Origin of the sequence: Mesorhizobium sp. M1295, from assembly GCF_040318135.1 — a bacterium.
Taxonomy (GTDB): domain Bacteria; phylum Pseudomonadota; class Alphaproteobacteria; order Rhizobiales; family Rhizobiaceae; genus Mesorhizobium.
The window spans coordinates 74,090-93,454 of record NZ_JAMYLU010000021.1 but is presented as its reverse complement, the minus strand read 5'-3'; the positions used below and the strand labels follow the sequence as shown (position 1 = coordinate 93,454).

The 19,365-nt window shown below is 62.4% G+C and carries 19 protein-coding genes; 10 read left to right on the top strand and 9 right to left on the bottom strand.

Translation table 11 applies throughout. The features are described 5' to 3' along the window. Positions 1-76: 76 nt before the first annotated feature. Positions 77-694 carry a DUF922 domain-containing Zn-dependent protease gene (locus tag NKH29_RS25300; RefSeq protein ID WP_023717827.1) on the bottom strand — a complete coding sequence of 206 codons (618 nt, stop codon included), beginning with the start codon at positions 692-694 and terminating at the stop codon, positions 77-79. A gap of 96 nt (positions 695-790) precedes the next feature. On the opposite strand from NKH29_RS25300, the gene folP reads away from it, so the two are divergent. From folP to folK, 3 genes are read left to right on the top strand one after another with little or no spacing between them, the layout of a single operon-like run. Beyond that, positions 791-1,636 carry a dihydropteroate synthase gene (folP, locus tag NKH29_RS25295; RefSeq protein ID WP_023717826.1) on the top strand — a complete coding sequence of 282 codons (846 nt, stop codon included), beginning with the start codon at positions 791-793 and terminating at the stop codon, positions 1,634-1,636. Between the two features lie 3 nt (positions 1,637-1,639). Next, positions 1,640-1,999, top strand: coding sequence for a dihydroneopterin aldolase (gene folB / locus NKH29_RS25290; RefSeq protein WP_023717825.1), 360 nt, complete (start codon positions 1,640-1,642; stop codon positions 1,997-1,999). Further along, the gene (gene folK, locus NKH29_RS25285) at positions 1,983-2,504 is read left to right on the top strand and encodes a 2-amino-4-hydroxy-6-hydroxymethyldihydropteridine diphosphokinase (protein ID WP_023717824.1); all 522 of its coding nucleotides are present in this window, start codon (positions 1,983-1,985) and stop codon (positions 2,502-2,504) included. Before folB ends, folK begins: the two co-directional genes overlap by 17 nt. A gap of 25 nt (positions 2,505-2,529) precedes the next feature. Here folK and NKH29_RS25280 read toward each other — a convergent pair whose 3' ends face one another. Both NKH29_RS25280 and NKH29_RS25275 read right to left on the bottom strand, forming a co-directional pair. After that, complete coding sequence (locus tag NKH29_RS25280) at positions 2,530-3,078, bottom strand: DUF924 family protein (RefSeq protein WP_031193615.1); 549 nt, start codon at positions 3,076-3,078, stop codon at positions 2,530-2,532. Positions 3,079-3,098: 20 nt separating this feature from the next. Next, positions 3,099-4,934, bottom strand: a complete 1,836-nt coding sequence (locus NKH29_RS25275; protein WP_023717822.1) for a monovalent cation:proton antiporter-2 (CPA2) family protein — start codon at positions 4,932-4,934, stop codon at positions 3,099-3,101. 230 nt (positions 4,935-5,164) lie between these two features. Between NKH29_RS25275 and NKH29_RS25270 the strand changes: the two genes are divergently transcribed. Beyond that, entirely contained in the window at positions 5,165-5,431 is a 267-nt protein-coding gene (locus NKH29_RS25270) for a hypothetical protein (protein WP_023717821.1), read from the top strand. Positions 5,432-5,493: 62 nt separating this feature from the next. Here the strand turns inward: NKH29_RS25270 and NKH29_RS25265 are convergent, their stop codons facing one another. From NKH29_RS25265 to NKH29_RS25250, 4 genes are all read right to left on the bottom strand, one after another. Continuing rightward, positions 5,494-6,048 carry a hypothetical protein gene (locus tag NKH29_RS25265; protein ID WP_023717820.1) on the bottom strand — a complete coding sequence of 185 codons (555 nt, stop codon included), beginning with the start codon at positions 6,046-6,048 and terminating at the stop codon, positions 5,494-5,496. An 87-nt stretch (positions 6,049-6,135) separates the two neighbouring features. After that, the gene (locus NKH29_RS25260; protein ID WP_023717819.1) at positions 6,136-7,230 is read right to left on the bottom strand and encodes a YcjF family protein; all 1,095 of its coding nucleotides are present in this window, start codon (positions 7,228-7,230) and stop codon (positions 6,136-6,138) included. Then, complete coding sequence (locus tag NKH29_RS25255) at positions 7,227-8,705, bottom strand: YcjX family GTP-binding protein (protein WP_023717818.1); 1,479 nt, start codon at positions 8,703-8,705, stop codon at positions 7,227-7,229. The genes NKH29_RS25260 and NKH29_RS25255 overlap by 4 nt, the downstream gene beginning before the upstream one ends. 64 nt (positions 8,706-8,769) lie before the next feature. Next, positions 8,770-9,273: a SixA phosphatase family protein gene (locus tag NKH29_RS25250; protein WP_023717817.1), complete on the bottom strand. Its 504-nt coding sequence runs from the start codon at positions 9,271-9,273 to the stop codon at positions 8,770-8,772. A gap of 259 nt (positions 9,274-9,532) precedes the next feature. Between NKH29_RS25250 and dksA the strand changes: the two genes are divergently transcribed. Next, on the top strand, positions 9,533-9,949 hold the full coding sequence (dksA, locus tag NKH29_RS25245) for an RNA polymerase-binding protein DksA (protein WP_023717816.1): 417 nt from the start codon (positions 9,533-9,535) through the stop codon (positions 9,947-9,949). A gap of 85 nt (positions 9,950-10,034) precedes the next feature. Here the strand turns inward: dksA and NKH29_RS25240 are convergent, their stop codons facing one another. Continuing rightward, complete coding sequence (locus NKH29_RS25240) at positions 10,035-10,787, bottom strand: flagellar biosynthetic protein FliO (RefSeq protein ID WP_031193614.1); 753 nt, start codon at positions 10,785-10,787, stop codon at positions 10,035-10,037. 202 nt (positions 10,788-10,989) lie between these two features. Between NKH29_RS25240 and cckA the strand changes: the two genes are divergently transcribed. Both cckA and NKH29_RS25230 read left to right on the top strand, forming a co-directional pair. Further along, entirely contained in the window at positions 10,990-13,563 is a 2,574-nt protein-coding gene (gene cckA, locus NKH29_RS25235; RefSeq protein WP_352494572.1) for a cell cycle histidine kinase CckA, read from the top strand. Positions 13,564-13,646: 83 nt separating this feature from the next. Beyond that, positions 13,647-14,357 (top strand): purine-nucleoside phosphorylase, encoded by a 711-nt coding sequence (locus NKH29_RS25230; RefSeq protein WP_023717814.1) that lies wholly within the window; start codon positions 13,647-13,649, stop codon positions 14,355-14,357. 51 nt (positions 14,358-14,408) lie between these two features. On the opposite strand, the gene NKH29_RS25225 is transcribed toward NKH29_RS25230, so the two are convergent. Then, positions 14,409-14,804 (bottom strand): hypothetical protein, encoded by a 396-nt coding sequence (locus NKH29_RS25225; protein WP_352482241.1) that lies wholly within the window; start codon positions 14,802-14,804, stop codon positions 14,409-14,411. 301 nt (positions 14,805-15,105) lie between these two features. Between NKH29_RS25225 and urtA the strand changes: the two genes are divergently transcribed. The 3 genes from urtA (at position 15,106) to urtC (ending at position 19,363) form a co-directional block, all read left to right on the top strand. Then, positions 15,106-16,416 (top strand): urea ABC transporter substrate-binding protein, encoded by a 1,311-nt coding sequence (urtA, locus tag NKH29_RS25220; RefSeq protein WP_352448748.1) that lies wholly within the window; start codon positions 15,106-15,108, stop codon positions 16,414-16,416. A 101-nt stretch (positions 16,417-16,517) separates the two neighbouring features. Then, complete coding sequence (gene urtB / locus NKH29_RS25215) at positions 16,518-18,134, top strand: urea ABC transporter permease subunit UrtB (protein ID WP_352494573.1); 1,617 nt, start codon at positions 16,518-16,520, stop codon at positions 18,132-18,134. Beyond that, complete coding sequence (urtC, locus tag NKH29_RS25210; protein ID WP_353000801.1) at positions 18,131-19,363, top strand: urea ABC transporter permease subunit UrtC; 1,233 nt, start codon at positions 18,131-18,133, stop codon at positions 19,361-19,363. Before urtB ends, urtC begins: the two co-directional genes overlap by 4 nt. Positions 19,364-19,365 lie beyond the last annotated feature (2 nt).

The following is a 19,365-nucleotide window of genomic DNA, read 5'->3' as shown; positions in this document are numbered from 1 at the left end:
CGAAAGTTTTTCGAAGCTGGCACTATGCTTCGCCAAATTGGCTTTGTTCCAAATTTGGCTTTGTCCGACGCGGAGTTCAGCCGGGAGCGAGCCGTCCATTCTCAATGCGCTCGATGCGATAGTGCAAAAGCCGCAGGATGCGGCTTTGGAAATTGACGCTTTCCACACGATCGAAGCGCATCTGGTCCTGGTCGTGCTTGGCAAGCATGGCCGCTGTAATTTTCGCGGCCTTGGCCTTGGCCAATTCGCAGGTCTTTTCAGGGTAGCTCGCCTTCAAGGCGTCTTCTAGTTCGCGGCCATGGTTCTTGGCAATCTCGACGTGGCGTTCCTCATGGCGCTTGATGTCGGCGGACAAAGTCTCCCAGAACAGCTTGACGCCTGCATCGGCTTTGCGCGGGCGGCGCCACTCGGGAAGGATAACCTTGACCTTGACGGTAACGGCAGCGTCGGCAATCCAGCACGAGCCCGGCTTTTGCGCATAACTGACGCGGGTGGTGAACGCCATCTGGGTGGCGCCGGGATGCCGCGACCCGGTGCTTTTCACCTGAGGCCCGAGTTTCGACAGCTGGGTCCCGATGTCGTCGAGCGTCCTGCCGCCGATCGGGAAATAACTATATGTCTTGACGAGAGTCGTAGCGCCGGCCGGGAATGCGGTCAGAGCGAGCATCAGGGCGCAGAGGAGGGATCGTTTCATCGTGTTGCCTCTTTGCCCACCTTGCTTTACCGCCGTCTCCGGCGCAACGGAATTGATCCCCGGTCATGACGTGGGATCGAACATGGTTGATGGGCAATGATGACAGGGCGATGGCAGCTGGCGCATGGGCGCCATCTTGACCTTGGCGGCAAGGCCATCGTCGTCGGCATCCTCAACGTCACGCCGGACAGTTTTTCCGACGGCGGGCTGTTCGATGCCCCGGAAAAAGCGGTGGACCAGGCGCGCCGTATGGTGGAGGAGGGAGCCTCCGTCATCGACATCGGCGGAGAATCGACGCGTCCCGGTGCCTCTCCGGTGTCTGCAAAGGAAGAGCAGGCCCGCATAGTGCCCATCATCGAGGCGCTCGCGACGTCTGGCGGAACGCTGATCTCGGTCGATACCTATCGCCAGGATACGGCGCGGCTTGCCGTCCAAGCCGGTGCACATATCGTCAACGACGTCTGGGGCCTGCAGCGCGAGCCGGGCATTGCCAGCGTCGCTGCCGAAACCGGCGCCGGCCTTGTCATCATGCACACGGGACGGGACCGGCAGAAACTGCCCGACGTGATTGCCGATCAGCTCTTCTTCCTCAGGAAGTCGCTGGAAATCGCGCAACGGAGCGGTGTTGCCGACGACCACATCGTGCTCGATCCGGGCTTCGGCTTCGCCAAGGAGACAGCCGCGGAAAACCTTGACCTGATGGCACGGTTTTCCGAGCTTCGTGCGCTGGGCTTTCCGCTGATGGCCGGCACATCGCGAAAGCGCTTTATCGGCACCGTCACCGGCCGCGACGCAGCGGCAAGGGGCGCCGGAACCGCCGCCACAAGCGTCATCCTGAGGCTCAAAGGCGCGCATCTTTTTCGCGTCCACGATGTCGCAATCAACGTGGATGCGTTGGCTATTGCCGATGCTATGCTCGCACGTGAGATCGGGGAAAGCTGAGCCATGTATGTCATCCGCATGAAGAACTGCGCCTTCTTCGCCCGGCACGGTGTGCTGGACGAAGAGGAGACGCTCGGCCAGCGCTTTTATGTCGATGCGGCGCTCACGGTAGACCCCGGGCGGGCGCTGGTCGACGATTCTATCGAGGACACCGTCAATTACGGCATCGCCTTTGCGGTCATCGAAAAGATCATTACCGGCGAGCGGCGCTTTCTGATCGAAGCGCTGGCGCTCGAAGTGGCGAGGGCGCTGACGGCGCGGTTTCCGCAGATCAAAAAGGCCGAGATCACCGTGCGCAAGCCGAACGCCCCGGTGCCGGGTGTGCTCGATCATGTCGAGGTGACCGTTGTCTGGCCAGAATAGTAACAACAACACCGTCTATCTCAGCCTTGGCGGCAATCTCGGTGATCCGGCGAAGTCGATGGCTGCGGCACTGGGCATTCTGGATGCCGACGAGAGCACGCGCGTCGTTGCCGTTTCGTCGCTCTACCGAACGCCGCCCTGGGGCAAGCTCGATCAGCCGGATTTCCTCAATGCGGCGGCCGAGATCTCGACCGCGCTTGCGCCGCGGGCTTTGCTCGACCTTTGCCTCGACGCCGAGCGAAAACTGAAGCGGGTGCGGGAGGAGCGCTGGGGTCCGCGCCTGATCGACATCGACATTCTGGTGTTCGGTGACCGCATCATCCACGAGACCGGACTGGAGGTGCCGCATCCGCGCATGCTGGAGCGCGCCTTCGTGCTGGCACCGTTGGCAGAAATTGCACCGAAGCTTGTGGTCGACGGCAAGAGCGTGTCGGAGCGACTGGCCGCCGTCGACACGTCGGGTATTGAACGGCTGCCGTCAGGCCGGAAATGGTGGAAGACCTGACGCTGCCGCCATTGGTGGCCGAAAATCAGCCGGAAAACCCACCACCGTCGAGGAACATTTGTTCGTCCGGTGTCGTCTCCCGGCCAAGCATCCTGTTTCGGTGTGGAAAGCGGCCGAAGCGCTGGATGATGTCGCGGTGTTCTACCGCATATTTCAGATAGGACGGGGCTTTGGCCGCGGTAAGCTCCATCGATTTGAGCTGATCGGCGAGATCCTCCGAATGCTCATAGGGCAGATAAAGAAAGACGCGGAGCTCTTCGTCGAGCGCCAAGTCATGGCCGGCAGCGATCGCCTTCCCGGCAAAATGCCGCGCCAGCGGGTCCGTGGCGTACATGTGGCCAGTGCCGCGAAAGCAGTTTCGCGGAAACTGGTCGAGCAGGATCATCAGTGCCAGCGACCCTTCGGCGTGTTCGGACCAGCCGTCGCATTCGCGGCGGGCGGCGGCGAAGTGCAGATCGAGAAACCGGGTGCGGAAGTCGGCATCAAAAGCGTCGTTCTTCTCGAACCATGCGTCCTCCCCGGCGTGGCGCCAGAATCTGGTTACGGAGAGCGCGCGTTCGTCCAGTTCATCCATCATTCGCATCTTCCCAAGGATTAATCGGCCGGCTCGGATTTCTGCAGCACGCCGGCGGTTTCCTCATTGAGCGCCTGACCCGCGCGGCGTGGTGTGCTGAGCGGCGTCGGGATGGGGGTGCCAATATTGCCTTTGAGGAAGCGCCGTCCGGCGCGGATGCCTTCGGCCTGTTGAAGCTCGAAACGGGCAGCGTCGCGGCGGCGGACGTCCTCGACTACCTCGGCGACCTCTTCCGGGTCGACGCCGAGGGCTTCCAGCGTCGAGCCGCCGAAGACAAGCGCCGATTCGAACGTCTCGCGGAGCTGATAGTCAACGCCGGCACGGATGAGCTGCAACGCGGTGCCGCGGTCGAACGCCCGTGCCAGCACTGTCAGCAAGGGAAACTCCGCCTTGATCAGTTCCGCGATGCGCACGGCGGCATCGGGCTTGTCAACGCAGATCAGCACGGCGCGTGCCCGCCCGGCTCCCGCGGCTCGCAGGATGTCCAGCCGCGTGCCGTCGCCGTAATAGACCTTGAAGCCGAAATCGGCCGCTGCTTGGATCATTTCGACCTCGTTGTCGATGATCGACACGTCGATGCCGCGCAACAAAAGCGGCTGGCTGGCGATCTGGCCGAACCGGCCAAAGCCTATGATCAGCACGCTGCCGGTCAGGCCGTTGGCGACATCGACGCCTTCAAGCGACTGCTCGTCGCGCGGCGTCAGATACCGCAGTGCAATGATCGCCAACGGCGTCAGCACCATGGAAATGATGACAATGGCGGTCAGCATCGCATTGGCTTGGCCGTCGATAATGCCCACCGCAGCCGCCGCGGAATAGAGGACGAAGGCGAATTCGCCGCCTTGCGCCATGAAGACGGCGCGCTCGAGCGCTTCCCGATGGTCGGTTTTGAGGACGCGGGCAACGATATAGATGCCGATCGCCTTCATCACCATGTAGGCGACGACATAGATGGCAATGAGCTGCCAGTTGACGACGACGACATGCAGGTCGAGCGACATGCCGACGGCGAGGAAGAACAGCCCGAGCAGAATGCCGCGGAACGGTTCGATGTCGGCCTCCAGCTGGTGGCGGAAGGTCGATTCCGACAAAAGCACGCCGGCCAGGAAGGCGCCCATGGCCATCGACAGGCCGGAAAGCTGCATGGCGAGCGCTGACCCGAGAACGACCAGAAGGGCAGCTGCGGTCATCACCTCACGGGCGCGCGCATCCGCCAGGATACGGAAGAACGGATTGAGCAGATAGCGCCCGGCAACCACCAGCCCGACGATCGCGGCAAGGCCGATGCCGACCTCCGTCAACCTATCCGACAGGCTCATATCGGCGCCGCCCGGCGCGAGGAAGGCGATCAGCGCCAGCAGCGGCACGATGGCCAGATCTTCCAAAAGCAGGACCGAGACGATGCGCTGGCCCTTGGGCGTTGCCAGGTCGCCGCGTTCTTCCAGCAATTGCATGACGATTGCCGTCGAGGTGAGTACGAAACCGGCGCCAGCGACGAAGGATTGCGCGATCGGGAAACCTCCCGCCAGGCCGACGCCGGTCAGCAGAACCGCGCAGACGCCGACCTGCAGCGCACCAAGCCCGAAAATCTCGCGGCGCAGGCCCCATAGGCGTGACGGCTGCATCTCCAGCCCGATGATGAACAGGAACATGACGACGCCGAGTTCGGCGACATGAAGAATGGCTTCCGATTCGGAAAAGACGCGCAGCCCGAATGGGCCGATCACGACGCCGGCCGCCAAATAGCCGAGGATGGAGCCAAGTCCCATGCGCCTGAAGATCGGCACTGCAACGACGCCGGCGGCAAGCAGCGCCACCACCTGGATCAGATCGCTGTTCGATGCCTCTGCCGCCATGCCTGCCCTTCCGCTCTCCTGGGAGTCAAGCGGCCAAGATAGGGGCTTCGGAGCGGATCGAACAGTGTGAATCCGGCGCATTGTGCAGGCGATATTGCAGGCGCACTGCACAGGATAATGGCCTTCCAGGCGTTGCTTGTTTTCGCTATCCGGCGCTAAGGACGCCCGGCTTCGGCCAGTGGAGGGTGAGCGACGATCAAGTCACGGCCCTTTTTGAGGAGATGACTGACATGAAGAAGTTTTTGCTGGTTGCCGTTGGCATCGCGGCACTTGCCGGCTCTGCCTGTTCGAAGGCGCCGGAGTGCACGACCGAGATGCTGACCAAGAAGGCTCAGGACATGACTGCGGCACTTCAGGCTGCTATCACCAAGGATCCGGCCAAGGCAGCCGACCTCACAGCCAAGGTCCAGGCGGTCACAACCAAGTATCAGGGCGGCACGACAGCAGCCGAGGCCTGCAAGGCCTATGACGAGTTGATTGCAGCGATCAAGGGCTGAGCACCCATCTGCATGTCAAGGACGGCGGCGGCGTTTGGTTGCCGCCTTTTCACGCCGAAAGCTCAGTTCGGAGTTATGGAGCCGACCTCGACTGCATCGATCCGCTTCAACTTCATACCGATGACCGGGACCAGCTGCTGGTCGACCCGCACGGCAACGGTCACCGTCATCGAATTGTCGTCGGGGACAAGCGCCTGCATCACGCCGCGCAACTGATTACGATTAATGGTGAAAACCACCTTGTGCGCATCGACGACATTGCCGCCGATAATGTCGAGGCCGGAGCCGGCGGCCCCGCCCATGAAGCTGCCCTTGTAGCCCTGCCGGCCCATGTGTTCGATCGTTGCCGACATCTGCTGGGTGAACATACCGACCCGGCAGCCGCCGTCGAGCGACATGCCGACCTTGCCGTCAGGCGTCGAGCCAATGAAGCTGCAGGTGAATTTCGTGCCCTTGTATTTGCCGGCAACGATTTCTCCGGGGCCGACCCATTTGCCCTCGACCGATCGAAAGAACTGCTTGTCCGGTTCCGCCGCCGAAGCCTTTCCGGCAATGCCGATGGTTGCGACAAGGGCGAGCGCCACGTGCAGCACGTTGGACAAAATAACGCTTTTCATCGACGACACCCGGCAACAAAGAGACTGGTTTGGACGCTTCCGACCATGAACAAGATTGGTTAATGCTTTGTCACCCCAAGGCGGTAGTCACGTCTCGGAAGCGGATGTTTCTTTTTCTTTCTTTGCCGCAAAGGAGGTCAGCGCGGAAAGGAAATCGCCCAATCCTGGACGCCTGACGGCGTTAAAGGGCAGGGGCCTTGCCGTTTCCATCGCTGCAATGCCGATGCGCGCCGTCATCATGCCGTTGACGACGCCTTCGCCGAGCTTGGCCGAGAGCCGAGCCGCAAGGCCATGGCCGACGATCTGCTGGACGAAACTGTCGCCGACGGCGATCGACCCAGTGACCGCGAGATGGGCGAGAACGCTGCGCGCCAGGCGAAAAAAGCCTAGCGTGCCGGGGCGGCCGCCATAGAGCTCCGACAGACGGCGAATCAGCCGGCCGGCTTCGAACACGACATAAGCGACGTCGACCAGCGCGCGCGGACTGACCGCGGTCACCAGGGACACGCGCTTCGCCGCTTCGAGGATCATCATCTTGGCGCGGGCATCGAGCGGGCCGAGGATCTCGGTCTCGGCCAGCCGCACCAGATTGCCGCCATCGATGATCTCGCCGCGCAATTCGGCCAGCGAGCGCCTGCCGGCCGCGGTTTCGGGCTTGGCCGCGACAAATGCCGACAACTCGTCGACCACGGCGCGGGCGGCCTTCGGATCATCGCGGGCAATCGCATCGAGCGCCCGCTTCTGCAACTTTTCGACCTCGGCGAGGCGAGCAATCGCCACGAATTCGCGGATAAGGATGACTACAAGCGCCAGGATGGCGATCAATGCCATTCCGGCCGCCAGCCAGCCCAGCCACTCGGCGCGCTCGAACAGGTCGCGAATCAGCTGGTCGGTCCAGAGGCCAAGGGCGAGCGAAACCAGAACGCCCAGCGCGCCGAAGAACAGGCAGCCAAGCAGCGAACGTTTTCGCGGCGCAATCGCCGGCGGCGGTTCGGCAGCGACGACATCAGGCTCGTCGAAGACGTCGATCTCCGCCGGTGTGACCACGGCAAGATCCGCCTTCACGTTACGCGGCTTTCGCGCCGGCGCGGCCTCGGCCCCGGAATGGCGAGCCGTCGGATCTACCTTCGGCTGGGGCTCCGGCTCGATGCGAAAGGCCGCCGGTCTGCGGGGCGCGCTCATGCGAGATGATCTCCGATCAGGAACTGCACCGCGCGGTCGAGCCTGATATGCGGCAGCGACAGCGTCACGCCCTCGGCCGTGCGCTCGAGTTTCGGCGGGCGAAAGCGCACGAAGCGGATCGCCGGGTCGTCATCGTTCTGCTGGTGCTTCGATTCGAAACCATCGAACACCGCATCAACTTTCTCCGGCAAATCACCGGGAAATATGGCTGTTTCGGTCTTTCCGTCAAAGGTTTCGCCATTGATTTTTTCGCCACGCAATGGCGTGCCGATAATGACCGGCAAAGTCTCACGGCCCTGCTTGACCGTGCCTTCCCGAGTCGCGCGCATGGCCGCCATGGCGACGACGTCGACGTCGGCACCAGTGAAATTCGCCCGCGCCACGGCGCGGTCGGCAAGCCGCCGCACGATCGCCTGCAGCCGGTCGTGGCTTTCGTGGTGCAGATGGTCGGCCTTGGTCGCGGCCACCAATATGCGGTCGATGCGTCTTGAAAACAGGTCGGTCAGGAAGTTGCCCCGGCCGGGCCGGAAACAGGACAGGATTTCGGTGACCGCGCGTTCCAGATCGGCCATAGCACCGGGGCCGGCGTTCAATGCCTGTAAGGCGTCGATGAGCACGATCTGCCGGTCGAGGCGCGTGATGTGTTCGCGAAAGAACGGTTTGACGACATACGTCTTGTAAGCCTCGTAGCGCCGCTCCATCATCGCCTGCAGCGATCCGGAGCGGGCGCGCCCGAGGCCGAGTTTCGGCAGCGGCGCAAAGGTCAGCGCCGGCGATCCTTCAAGATCGCCGGGCATCAGGAAGCGGCCGGGCGGTAGGGTCGAAAGCGCCCGCTCGTCAAGCTTGCAGGCCTTGAGGTAGGCGGCGAAGCTCTCGGCGAGACGGCGCGCCGTCATCTCGTCGGCGTCGTCGTTGGGGTCGACGGAGGCAGAGAGCGCCTGCCATTCCCGCGAAAGATCGACACGCACCGGCAACACGGCCATCTCGAAGGCCTCACGCGAAAAATCGGCGTAGGACTTGCCGAGCAGCGGCAGGTCGAGCAGCCATTCGCCGGGATAATCGACGACGTCGACGGACAATTTGCCGGCGGAAAACATGCGGCTCCAACCGGAGGCCGATTCGTATTCGATGGTGAGCCTCAGTTCGGAAATCGCACGCGTCGAGTCCGGCCAGACACGGTCGTCGACAAGAGCCGCGATGTGATCCTCGTACTGGAAGCGTGGTACGGCGTCGTCCGGCTGCTCTTCGAGAAAGGCCCTGGCGATGCGCCCCGATTTTTGTGCCTCAAACAGCGGCAAGCGTCCGCCATGGACCAGATTGTGCACAAGGGCCGAGATGAACACCGTCTTGCCGGCGCGGGACAGCCCGGTCACGCCAAGACGCAGCGACGGAGCGAAAAGCCCGGCAGCGCGGCCTGACAACGTATCCAAGGCGATCTTCGCCTCGTCGGTGAAAGTCGTCAGTGATGATGCCAAAATCTGTTCTCGCGGGGCCGGTCAGCCACCGATATAGGCTTTGAGGCGCGGCTTTGAAATGGCCTCAGATATCGGCAGGCGTCAGGAAGGCTTCGAGATAGCCGGCGCCAGGCGCAGCCTCCGCAAGACTGCCGTTGAACCGGACCACCGCAAGTGCGGAGGTCGGGAAGCCGTGGTTCAGCATGGCCCGCGCGGTCTCGTTGCCGTCGCCTGAGAGCGCCATGGCGAGATCCTCAATCATCGGATTGTGGCCAATGACGAGCAGGGCGTCCAGCCCGCCATTCTGCCGGACGGCAGCGAGGTACGCGGCGGCATCGTCGTTGTAGAGCGCGTCAAAGAACAGCACCCGGCCCGTGTCCGTATGGCCAGCTAAGCTTTCCAGCGTCTGGCGGGCACGCCTGGCGCTTGAGCACAGGGTGAGGCCCGGTACGTATTTGCGAGAACGCATCAGCACGCCCATCGCTTCGGCATCGGCGAAGCCAGATGTATAGAGCGGGCGGTCGAAGTCGGCGACGCCGGGCAGCGCCCAGCCGGCCTTCGCATGCCTCAGCAGGTAAAGTCTGGTCACCGGATCCCCGTTGTGCCGGGCACCGAACCCGTCAATACGCCGCAGGATTTGCCATCAGAAGAGCTCCGTGCGCAATGGCAAGCGTCCTTCAAGCATAGCGAATCATGTATGAATTCGGTCGTATTCTTCGCAAAAAGGGCATCGCGGATGCCGTTTGTCCGGGACTAACAATTGCGTGAAACAGTCGTCGATTGACCTTGTGCAGTTTTCGGTCCGCGAATATATAGGCGCCAAATTTGGGGTTTGTTGGGTGAGTCGAATGAACGACATCGTTACCGCCGATTACGTACCCTCCGAAGACGAGCCGTTCATGAACGAGCGGCAGAAATCCTACTTTCGCCTGAAGCTCGTCACCTGGAAGAACGACATCTTGCGCGAAGCGCGCGAAACTCTCGAAATCCTGCAGCAGGAAAACGCCAACCATCCCGATCTCGCCGATCGGGCTTCCTCAGAAACCGACCGCGCCATCGAACTTCGCGCCCGCGATCGCCAGCGAAAACTCATCTCGAAGATCGATTCCGCCCTCCAGCGCCTTGACGAAGGCACCTACGGCTATTGCGAGGAAACAGGCGAGCCGATCGCGCTGAAGCGGCTCGACGCGCGCCCGATCGCGACCTTGTCGATCGAGGCACAGGAGCGCCATGAGCGGCGCGAGAAGGTGTACCGCGACGACTGAGTCGGCGGGAAAAACAGAGCGGCATCGGTAAAGCGTTCAAAATGGCCGGTTTTCCGGCCATTTTCATTGGCCGTTCGCTATCAGCCTATCTTTTCTGATTGGACAACTCGCCGAGGAGCTTCGTCATCTCGTCGTCGAGAGAGGGCGATGCCTTCGCCACCGGCTTGCTCGGCGTTTGGCTGAAGCGTGGCTCGTCGAGGGAAACCTCCAGCTCCTTCATCAGCGCATCGTCGATCGACTCGTGCTGTGCCGGCGGCTCGTATCTTGCCGGGGAGTCCTGTCTTGTCGGCGGCGGCGCATGCCGTGAAGCATTGGCGTTGACGGATCCATAATTTGGCAACGGTGTGACGTTCGATGGCGGTTTCGGCGCCGGTGCCGGCATTGTTGCCGGCATTGTCGCCGTCTGGCGGGCTCGGACAGGGGTTGCGGCTACGCTTGCCGCCTGCGGCGGCGCTTGCCTCACCGGCGCGGCTGTGGTCTGAGCCGATCTTGCTGCCGGCTGGTGGCTGTTATCTCCGGTCAATGCCGGGCGGCGCAGCGCCGAGAGCCTGATGTCGCGCTCGACGACGACGTCGGTCGGACCACCGATCAAGAGCAGGTGCTCGATATCGTCGCGGCGCACCAGCACCAGCCGCCGGTGACTGTCGACCGCTGTGGCATCCATGACCGCCAGCCGCGTCTTGCGGTTCCTGCCGCCGGCGACGAATGTTCCGAAGGTCAGGCTGCGGACCAGCCTGATGATAAGAAGAATGATGAGCAGAAGGACAAGTACTGCAAACGTCCACAGGATTGCCGCGGCATAACCAGGACCCGCCACGCCATCCAGCCATTGCAGCATTGGTTCCCCCAAAATCAGCTTTCGAAGAGACGCGACACTAGACTGTTGCGGCAGGCCACCGCAAGTTGCCTTTCACGCTTCGTGAACAGCTTGAAACACCGGGAGCGGAACGGCGTCTTTTTAGCGGACATTTGCCGCCGGGCCTTTTCCCGACCCTGAGAATATGATTCAACCGACACCGGAATTCACGAGCAGGGGGAACATGGCCAAGGAAGCGCGCGGCGATTTCTATCCGGTACCTATCGTCGACCAGAACACGCGACCGGGCGCGGTCACCCGGCTCATCGTCTTCATCGTCGTCCTGACGGGGGCAGCGATCGTCTTCGGCCTTTTCCGCGAGCGACTTGGCGACCCATTCCTGCTCGGCATGCTTGGCGTGTTGGCGATGATCGGCGTCGGCTTTCTGTTCGCCACTGCGATCGGCTTCGTGCACGTCACGCCGCGCTCGACAAGCGACGAACTGTCGAAAGCTTTCGTCGATTCGATGTCGCAAGGCCTCCTGGTCACCGATACCAAAGGCCGGATCATCTACGCCAACCGGACCTATGCCGACATGACTGGCGCCGAGTCGGCCGCCGACCTCAAGACGGTCGAAGGTTTGCTTTCAGACGTTCCCGAGGCCTCAGTGACCATATACCGGCTGGCGTCAGGCCTGCGCGACGGCCAGGCGGGCGACGGCGAGTTTCGGCTCGCGCAGTCCATTCGGCCAGGCGCCGAATCGGGCGCGCGCTGGTACCGCGTCCGGGCCCGCGCGTTCAGCGTTCCAGGCCAGCGGCTGCCCATGCTTGCTTGGCAGCTTGCTGATATCTCGCGGGAACGGGCCGAGCAGGAGCGGTTCTTTCTCGACCTGCAAAAGGCCATCGATCACCTCGACCACGCGCCGGCCGGTTTCTTTTCGGCCGACCAGGAAGGCCGCGTCACCTATATCAACGCGACCCTTGCGGAGTGGCTGGGCATCGACCTGGCCAGCTTCACCCCCGGCGCCATCACGCTGCCGGAGATCGTCGCCGGCGACGGCATGGCGCTGGTCCGTTCGGTCAAGGCCGACGCGGGTACCACGCGCAATGCCGTTATCGATCTCGATCTGACGACGATGACCGGGGAGGCGTTGCCGGTGCGCTTCATGCATCGTGTTTCGGCCAGCCGAGAGGGGCTCAACGGCCCGACTCGCACCATCGTGCTCAACCGGACGCAAGGCGAGGACGCTTCGGCCGACCTTCGCGCCTCGGAAATACGCTTCACGCGATTCTTCAACTCGACGCCGATGGCGATTGCCGGCGTCGACCATGCCGGTCGCATCCTGCGCACCAATGCGCCGTTCCTGTCGCTATTTTCCTCGGTCGTCGACCGCGACGCGGTCGATCGGCGTGTGCGGCTGGATACGGTGATCCACGAGCGCGACCGGCCGGCCTTCGCCGCGGCGTTCGAAAAGGCACGCCAGCAACAGGCTGATATCGAGCCGATCGATACGGTGCTGCCCGGCAATGAGGAACGACACATACGCTTCTACGTCAATGCGGTCGCAGACGGCACCGGCGGCGAGGGCGCCGAGGAATCGGCCATCGTCTATGCCGTCGAGACCACCGAGCAAAAGGCCCTCGAGGGCCAGATGGCGCAGAGCCAGAAGATGCAGGCGGTCGGCCAGCTCGCCGGCGGCATCGCGCATGATTTCAACAATGTGCTGACCGCCATCATCATGGCCTCAGACCTGCTTTTGACCAACCACCGGCCGTCCGATCCGTCGTTCCCGGACATCATGAACATCAAGCAGAATGCCAACCGGGCGGCCTCGCTGGTGCGGCAGTTGCTGGCCTTCTCGCGCAAGCAGACGCTGCGACCGGAGGTGCTCAACCTGACCGACGTGCTCGCCGACCTAAGGATGCTGCTTGCCCGTCTGGTCGGCAACGATATCAAGCTCAAGATCGACCATGGCCGCGACCTGTGGCCGGTCAGGGTCGATATCGGGCAGTTCGAGCAAGTGGTGGTCAATCTGGCGGTCAATGCGCGCGATGCGATGCCGGCCGGCGGCGACCTCACCGTTCGCACCCGCAACGTCAGCGCCGGGGAATGCAAGACCTTTTCCTATCGCGAACTTACTCCGGCCGACTATGTGCTGGTCGAGGTCGAGGACAGCGGCAGCGGTATCGCGCCTGATGTGCTGAAAAAGATCTTTGAGCCCTTCTTCACGACAAAGGAGGTTGGCAAGGGAACGGGCCTCGGCCTGTCCATGGTCTATGGCATCATCAAGCAGACAGGCGGCTTCATCTTCTGCGATTCCGAAGTCGGCAAGGGATCCCTGTTCCGCATCTTCCTGCCGCGGCACATTGCGGAGGCAAGGAAGGCGGGCGAGGCTGGAGAAGTGCCGGCCGCACCTGCCAAGATCGCCGACTCAGCCAAGGATCTGTCGGGCTCGGCCACGGTGCTGCTGGTCGAGGACGAGGACGCCGTACGCATGGGCGGCATGCGTGCACTAAAGTCGCGCGGCTACACCGTCCACGAGGCGTCGTCGGGCGTCGAGGCGCTTGAAGTCTACGAAGCGCTCGGCGGCAAGGTCGACATCGTGGTCTCAGACGTGGTGATGCCGGAAATGGACGGCCCGACGCTGCTTGGCGAATTGCGCAAGCGGCAGCCCGACATCAAGTTCATCTTCGTGTCCGGATATGCGGAAGACGCATTCGCCAAGAACTTGCCGGCCGACGCACATTTCGGCTTTTTGCCCAAGCCGTTTTCGCTCAAGCAATTGGCCACGATCGTCAAGGACATGCTGGAATCCTGACCCTTCCAATGCTCCGCTTGCGCAATGCCGTGAGACTGCCATGATTGCAGGCGAAACGGGCGACGGGTTTTGGAAAGCATGCCGTGACGCCACACAACGAGGCCAGCAAGGGCGACTACGCAAGCACGGTGCTGCTGCCGGGCGATCCGCAGCGCGCCGAATGGATGGCGCAGACTTTTCTGGAGGCGCCGCGCTGCGTCAACCGCCGCCGCGGCGCGCTTGGTTTTACCGGCCTGTTTCGCGGCAAGCCTATCAGCATCCAGTCCACCGGCATCGGCGTCCCGTCATTCCTGGTCTACGTGCACGAGCTGCTGGATTTCTATGGTGCGAAAACACTGATCCGCACCGGCACCTGCGGCGGGCTGACCGCCGAGCTGGCGCTGCGCAGTCTGGTGATCGCGCAATCGGTGCGCGGTGAAAGCTCAGAAAGCGTTCAGAGTTTCGGGCTCTATCGTGCCAACGCCAGCCCCGATCCGGCATTGTTGGCCCAGGCGTTGACCCGGGCCGCCGAACTCGGCATCGACCAGCGGGCCGGCCTGACCATCTGCAGCGATATTTTTTATCATCCGCAGGGGCGTGAGCGCTTTGCCGAAGCGCAGGCACAGGGCGCGCTCGCCGTGGACATGGAAACCAGCGCGCTCTACCGCATCGCGGCCGATTTTGGTGCCCGGGCACTGTCGATCCTGACCGTCGTCGACAATGTGGCAACCGGCGAGCAGACCGACTATGCAGAACGCCAGGGGCTTTTCACCAATATGACCCGGCTGGCGCTCGACGTGGCGGCGGAGAGCTAGGCGGCTCTCTGCCTTCCGGTGCTAATTCTCACGAGGTTGCGCATATTTTTTTCAACGTTTGGTGCAGGTCGAGGCGGTAAAGGCACCGTCCGGCTGCTTCATGATGATGTCGAAGGAGGGGGTGGTTCCGCTTTCCAGCGTCGCTTGCGTAAGCGAGATCGAGTTGCCGCCGCTGGTGTAGCCGCCCAGCGGACCCAGCCAAGTGATCACCCCGTCTGCATCCATCTGGTAGTTATAACTCTGCCGCGCGGTGCCGAAGCTCACCGGACCGCTATAGACGTTTCCCTTGATGGTGATGTCGCCGAGGCTGAGGAACATGCCAAGCAGATAGACTTCGCAATGATAGGGGCCGTCCGGCAGCTTGCCGTCGCTGAAGCCGGCGCGCGCTACAGTCGTCGTCGCCAGCAGAAGCATGGTGATGAAAATGCAAGACGTTCGGAAGGCCATGGCGTCGCTCGTTTAAGGGTTCGAACTTGCCCCATTTCGCTGCGGCGCTGCAATCCTCGCCAGTGCTCTTGTGATGCTGCTCAAAATTCGGGCATTGGCCCGTACATGAGTAAAACTTAGGCTGATACGGGTGATCTTTTCTCAGTTCGAACCTGGCAGGCGAGGTTCATCTCCTGCGCCTAATACATTAACCGACTGACAGAGCTGGGAAATCTCAGATCTTCCGATCTTGCTCCGGTAATTGGCACAGCCGTTGCATGGTCTGTTCCGATGCAGTTAACCAGCTTGGGAGTTTAAAAGTATGAGGGGCAGTTTCTCGACAATAACAAAAATGTTTTCGGCCGGCGTGGTCACCGCCGGCCTGCTGATGAGCATTCCCGCCAAGGCGGCCGACGACACCATCAAGGTCGGCATCCTCCATTCGCTGTCGGGAACCATGGCGATCTCGGAGACGACGCTAAAGGACGCCATGCTGATGCTCATCGAAGAGCAGAATGCCAAGGGTGGCCTGCTCGGCAAGAAGCTCGAGGCGGTGGTCGTCGATCCGGCTTCCAACTGGCCGCTGTTCGCAGAAAAAGCGCGCGAGCTGATCTCGAAGGACAAGGTCGCGGCGGTGTTCGGCTGCTGGACCTCGGTGTCGCGCAAATCGGTGCTGCCGGTGTTCAGCGAACTCGACAACATCCTGTTCTACCCGGTTCAATATGAGGGCGAGGAGAGCGAGCGCAACGTGTTCTACACCGGTGCGGCGCCGAACCAGCAAGCCATTCCCGCGGTCGACTATCTGATGAGCGAGGATGGCGGTTCGGTGAAGCGCTGGGTGCTCGAAGGCACCGACTATGTCTATCCGCGCACCACCAACAAAATTCTTGAAGCCTATCTGAAGGCGAAGGGCGTTGCTGCCGAAGACATCATGGTCAACTATACGCCGTTCGGCTTCTCCGACTGGCAGACCGAAGTCTCGGCAATCAAGAAGTTCGGCTCGGCCGGCAAGAAGACCGCTGTCGTCTCGACCGTCAACGGCGACGCCAACGTGCCGTTCTACAAGGAACTCGGCAATCAGGGCATCAAGGCCGAGGATATTCCGGTCATGGCCTTCTCGGTTGGTGAGGAAGAGCTTGCCGGTCTCGACACCGCGCCGCTCGTCGGCCATCTCGCCGCCTGGAATTATTTCGAGAGCGTCGACACGCCCGAGAACGCGAAGTTCATCGCCGATTGGCACAAATTCATCAAGAACGACAAGCGCACCACCAACGACCCAATGGAAGCCCACTATATCGGCTTCAACATGTGGGTGAAGGCGGTAGAGAAGGCCGGTACCACCGATCCGGACAAGGTCATCGACGCCATGGTCGGCGTCTCGGTGCCGAACCTGACCGGCGGTTATTCGACCATGATGCCGAACCATCATATCACCAAGCCGGTGCTGATCGGCGAAATCCAGGCCGACGGCCAGTTCGAAACCGTCTCGCAGACGCCGGGCCTGGTGATGGGCGACGAATGGTCCGACTACCTGCCCGACTCCAAGGACCTGATCTCCGATTGGCGCGCGCCTCTATCCTGCGGCAACTTCAACGTTGCCACCGGCAAATGCGGCGGCAAGGGAACCAACTAATCCTCCCGGTCTGTCCTCCCAGACCGCAAAGCCTCCGGGCGGGCTCCTTTCTCCAGCCTGCCCGGAGGCGACATTCAACCTCCAAGAGCCACCAGAAACCGATGATCCTGATCCGCGCGATTGGCCTGATGCTGCTGCTCCTCCTGGGGGCGCTGCTGCCGTCGAACGCCAGCGAAGCAGATCTGCGCGCCGTCATCGCCAAATTCGCCACTGCCGCCAATTTTCCGGCGATCGAAGCCGTCGTGCGCGAGCTTGCGGCTTCCGGCGATCCGGCCGTCGAACGGCCGCTTGCCGCGCTTGCGGAGGGCAGCCTTTACGTCCGCAAGGCCGATTCACTGGTCTTTGTCGGCAAGGAGAGCGGCGACGGTATTGAGCTGCTCGATGCGCTCACCGGCGAAAAATCGGGCGAAGCTGCCAAGGCCGACATCACCAAGATCAAAGTCAACAACACGCTGCGCCGCGTCATCCGCGACGCGCTGGGCACACTGACGCTTGGCTCCAAGGACCCGGCCGTGCGCATTGCCGCCGCCGACACCATGTTCAAGACGCCGGACGCGGCAAACATCGAGCCGCTCGACACCGCCATCGCCAATGAGAGCGTGGCAAGCGTCAAGGCGCTGCTCGAACATGCCCGCGCCGCGTCGGTTCTCGTTTCCGACAGGCCGGAGGCCGACAAACTGGCGGCTATCGCTCTCATCGGCGCGCGCGGCGACCGCGATGCGGTGTCGCTGCTCACGTCTGTAGAGGCCAATTCCGAAGGTGCGGTGAAGGACGCGGCGACGGCTGCGATCGCCAATATCAATTCGACGCTGGCGCTGTGGGATGCCGGCCAGAATATCTGGTACGGCATATCGCTCGGATCGGTGCTGCTGCTGGCGGCGATTGGCCTGGCCATCACCTTCGGCGTCATGGGCGTCATCAACATGGCGCATGGCGAGATGGTCATGCTCGGTGCCTACACGACCTTCGTCGTGCAGGAGGTGATCCGGAATTCCTTTCCCGGTCTGTTCGACTGGTCGCTGGTCATCGCCTTGCCGCTGGCCTTCCTAGTGGCGGCGCTCGTCGGCCTTGTCATTGAGCGCGGGCTGATCCGCTTCCTCTACGGCCGGCCGCTGGAGACGCTGCTGGCGACATGGGGTGTGTCGCTGATCCTGCAGCAGGCCGTACGCACCATCTTCGGGCCGACCAACCAGGAGGTAGGCAACCCGTCATGGATGTCCGGCTCGTTCAATATCGGCCAGCTTGCCGTGACATGGAACCGGCTCTGGATCCTGGTATTCGCGCTTGGCGTGTTCGCGGTGCTGCTCTACGTGATGAAGCGCACGCCTTGGGGGCTGCAGATGCGTGCCGTCACCGCCAACCGCCGCATGGCCGCCTCGATGGGCATCAGGACGCCGTGGGTCGACGCCCTGACGTTTGCACTCGGCTCCGGCATTGCCGGCATAGCCGGTGTCGCGCTCAGCCAGATCGACAACGTCTCGCCCAATCTCGGTCGTGGCTACATCATCGATAGCTTCATGGTCGTCGTCTTCGGCGGTGTCGGCAATCTCTGGGGCACGCTGGTCGGCGCCTTCTCGCTCGGCATCGTCAACAAGTTCCTCGAACCTTATGCCGGAGCGGTGCTCGGCAAGATCGTCGTCCTGGTGCTGATCATCCTGTTCATCCAGAAACGCCCGCGCGGCTTGTTTGCGCTCAAGGGCAGGTCGGTGGAAGCATGATCACGGGACGTTTCTTTGCCGCCGGCGCCGATCGTCGCGTCGCCATCACCATCTTCGTCCTGCTGGCGGCCGCCATCGTCGTGCCGCTGCTCAACCTTGCGGTCTCGCCGACAAGTTCCTTCTACGTGCCGTCTTATATCGTGGCGCTCACCGGCAAATATCTCTGCTACGCACTGCTCGCCTTGGCGCTCGATCTCGTCTGGGGCTATTGCGGCATCCTCTCGCTCGGCCACGGCGCCTTCTTCGCGCTCGGCGGCTATGCGATGGGCATGTACCTGATGCGCCAGATCGGCTCGCGAGGCGTCTACGGCAATCCGCTGCTGCCCGACTTCATGGTGTTCCTGAACTACAAGGAATTGCCGTGGTTCTGGTATGGCTTCGACCATTTCTGGTTCGCGGCGGTCATGGTGCTTGCGGTGCCCGGCCTGCTCGCCTTCGTCTTCGGCTGGTTTGCGTTCCGCAGCCGCGTCACCGGCGTCTATCTGTCGATCATCACCCAGGCGATGACCTATGCGCTGCTGCTTGCCTTTTTCCGCAACGACATGGGTTTCGGCGGCAATAACGGCCTGACCGATTTCCAGGACATTCTAGGCTTCAACGTGCAGGCCGACATGACACGCTCGGCGCTTTTCGCGGCCAGCGCCGTCATGCTCGCGTTTGCCGTCTTCGTCACCTGGGCAATCGTCGGTTCCAAATACGGCAAGCTTTTGATGGCGGTGCGCGACGCCGAAAGCCGCACGCGCTTTCTCGGCTGGCGGGCAGAGAACGTCAAACTGTTCGCCTTCACCGTGTCGGCGGTGATGGCCGGCATCGCCGGTGCGCTTTACGTGCCGCAGGTCGGCATCATCAACCCTGGCGAGTTCGAGCCGTCCAATTCGATCGAGGTGGTGGTGTGGGCGGCCGTCGGCGGGCGCGGCACCATCGTCGGACCGATCATTGGCGCGCTTCTGGTCAATGCCGGTAAATCCTGGTTCACCGGCGTGCTGCCGGAGTTCTGGCTGTTTGCGCTGGGCGGCCTGTTTGTCGCCGTCACGCTGTTCCTGCCCAAGGGCATCATCGGCATGTGGGATTCCTGGCGCGGCAATGCCAAGGCGCTGCGGGCAGCCTCGATTGCCGAGGAAGCCGGCACCGATCCTGACACGCCGGTGCCGCCGAAAACCGATCGCTCGGCGGCGAGAAGGCCGGGCGACTGGTCGGCCTCCGGTGCCGAACCGCAGCCGGCGGAGTGATG

Bases quoted from the DNA above. Each gene is read 5' to 3' on its own strand.
- NKH29_RS25270 (WP_023717821.1), top strand. From the start codon at position 5,165: ATGAAGAAGTTTTTGCTGGTTGCCGTTGGCATCGCGGCACTTGCCGGC.
- NKH29_RS25240 (WP_031193614.1), bottom strand. From the start codon at position 10,787: ATGCTGCAATGGCTGGATGGCGTGGCGGGTCCTGGTTATGCCGCGGCA.
- cckA (WP_352494572.1), top strand. From the start codon at position 10,990: ATGGCCAAGGAAGCGCGCGGCGATTTCTATCCGGTACCTATCGTCGAC.
- NKH29_RS25300 (WP_023717827.1), bottom strand. From the start codon at position 694: ATGAAACGATCCCTCCTCTGCGCCCTGATGCTCGCTCTGACCGCATTC.
- NKH29_RS25260 (WP_023717819.1), bottom strand. From the start codon at position 7,230: ATGAGCGCGCCCCGCAGACCGGCGGCCTTTCGCATCGAGCCGGAGCCC.
- NKH29_RS25280 (WP_031193615.1), bottom strand. From the start codon at position 3,078: ATGGATGAACTGGACGAACGCGCGCTCTCCGTAACCAGATTCTGGCGC.
- urtB (WP_352494573.1), top strand. From the start codon at position 16,518: ATGATCCTGATCCGCGCGATTGGCCTGATGCTGCTGCTCCTCCTGGGG.
- folP (WP_023717826.1), top strand. From the start codon at position 791: ATGATGACAGGGCGATGGCAGCTGGCGCATGGGCGCCATCTTGACCTT.
- NKH29_RS25225 (WP_352482241.1), bottom strand. From the start codon at position 14,804: ATGGCCTTCCGAACGTCTTGCATTTTCATCACCATGCTTCTGCTGGCG.
- NKH29_RS25275 (WP_023717822.1), bottom strand. From the start codon at position 4,934: ATGGCGGCAGAGGCATCGAACAGCGATCTGATCCAGGTGGTGGCGCTG.
- NKH29_RS25265 (WP_023717820.1), bottom strand. From the start codon at position 6,048: ATGAAAAGCGTTATTTTGTCCAACGTGCTGCACGTGGCGCTCGCCCTT.
- urtC (WP_353000801.1), top strand. From the start codon at position 18,131: ATGATCACGGGACGTTTCTTTGCCGCCGGCGCCGATCGTCGCGTCGCC.
- dksA (WP_023717816.1), top strand. From the start codon at position 9,533: ATGAACGACATCGTTACCGCCGATTACGTACCCTCCGAAGACGAGCCG.
- urtA (WP_352448748.1), top strand. From the start codon at position 15,106: ATGAGGGGCAGTTTCTCGACAATAACAAAAATGTTTTCGGCCGGCGTG.
- folB (WP_023717825.1), top strand. From the start codon at position 1,640: ATGTATGTCATCCGCATGAAGAACTGCGCCTTCTTCGCCCGGCACGGT.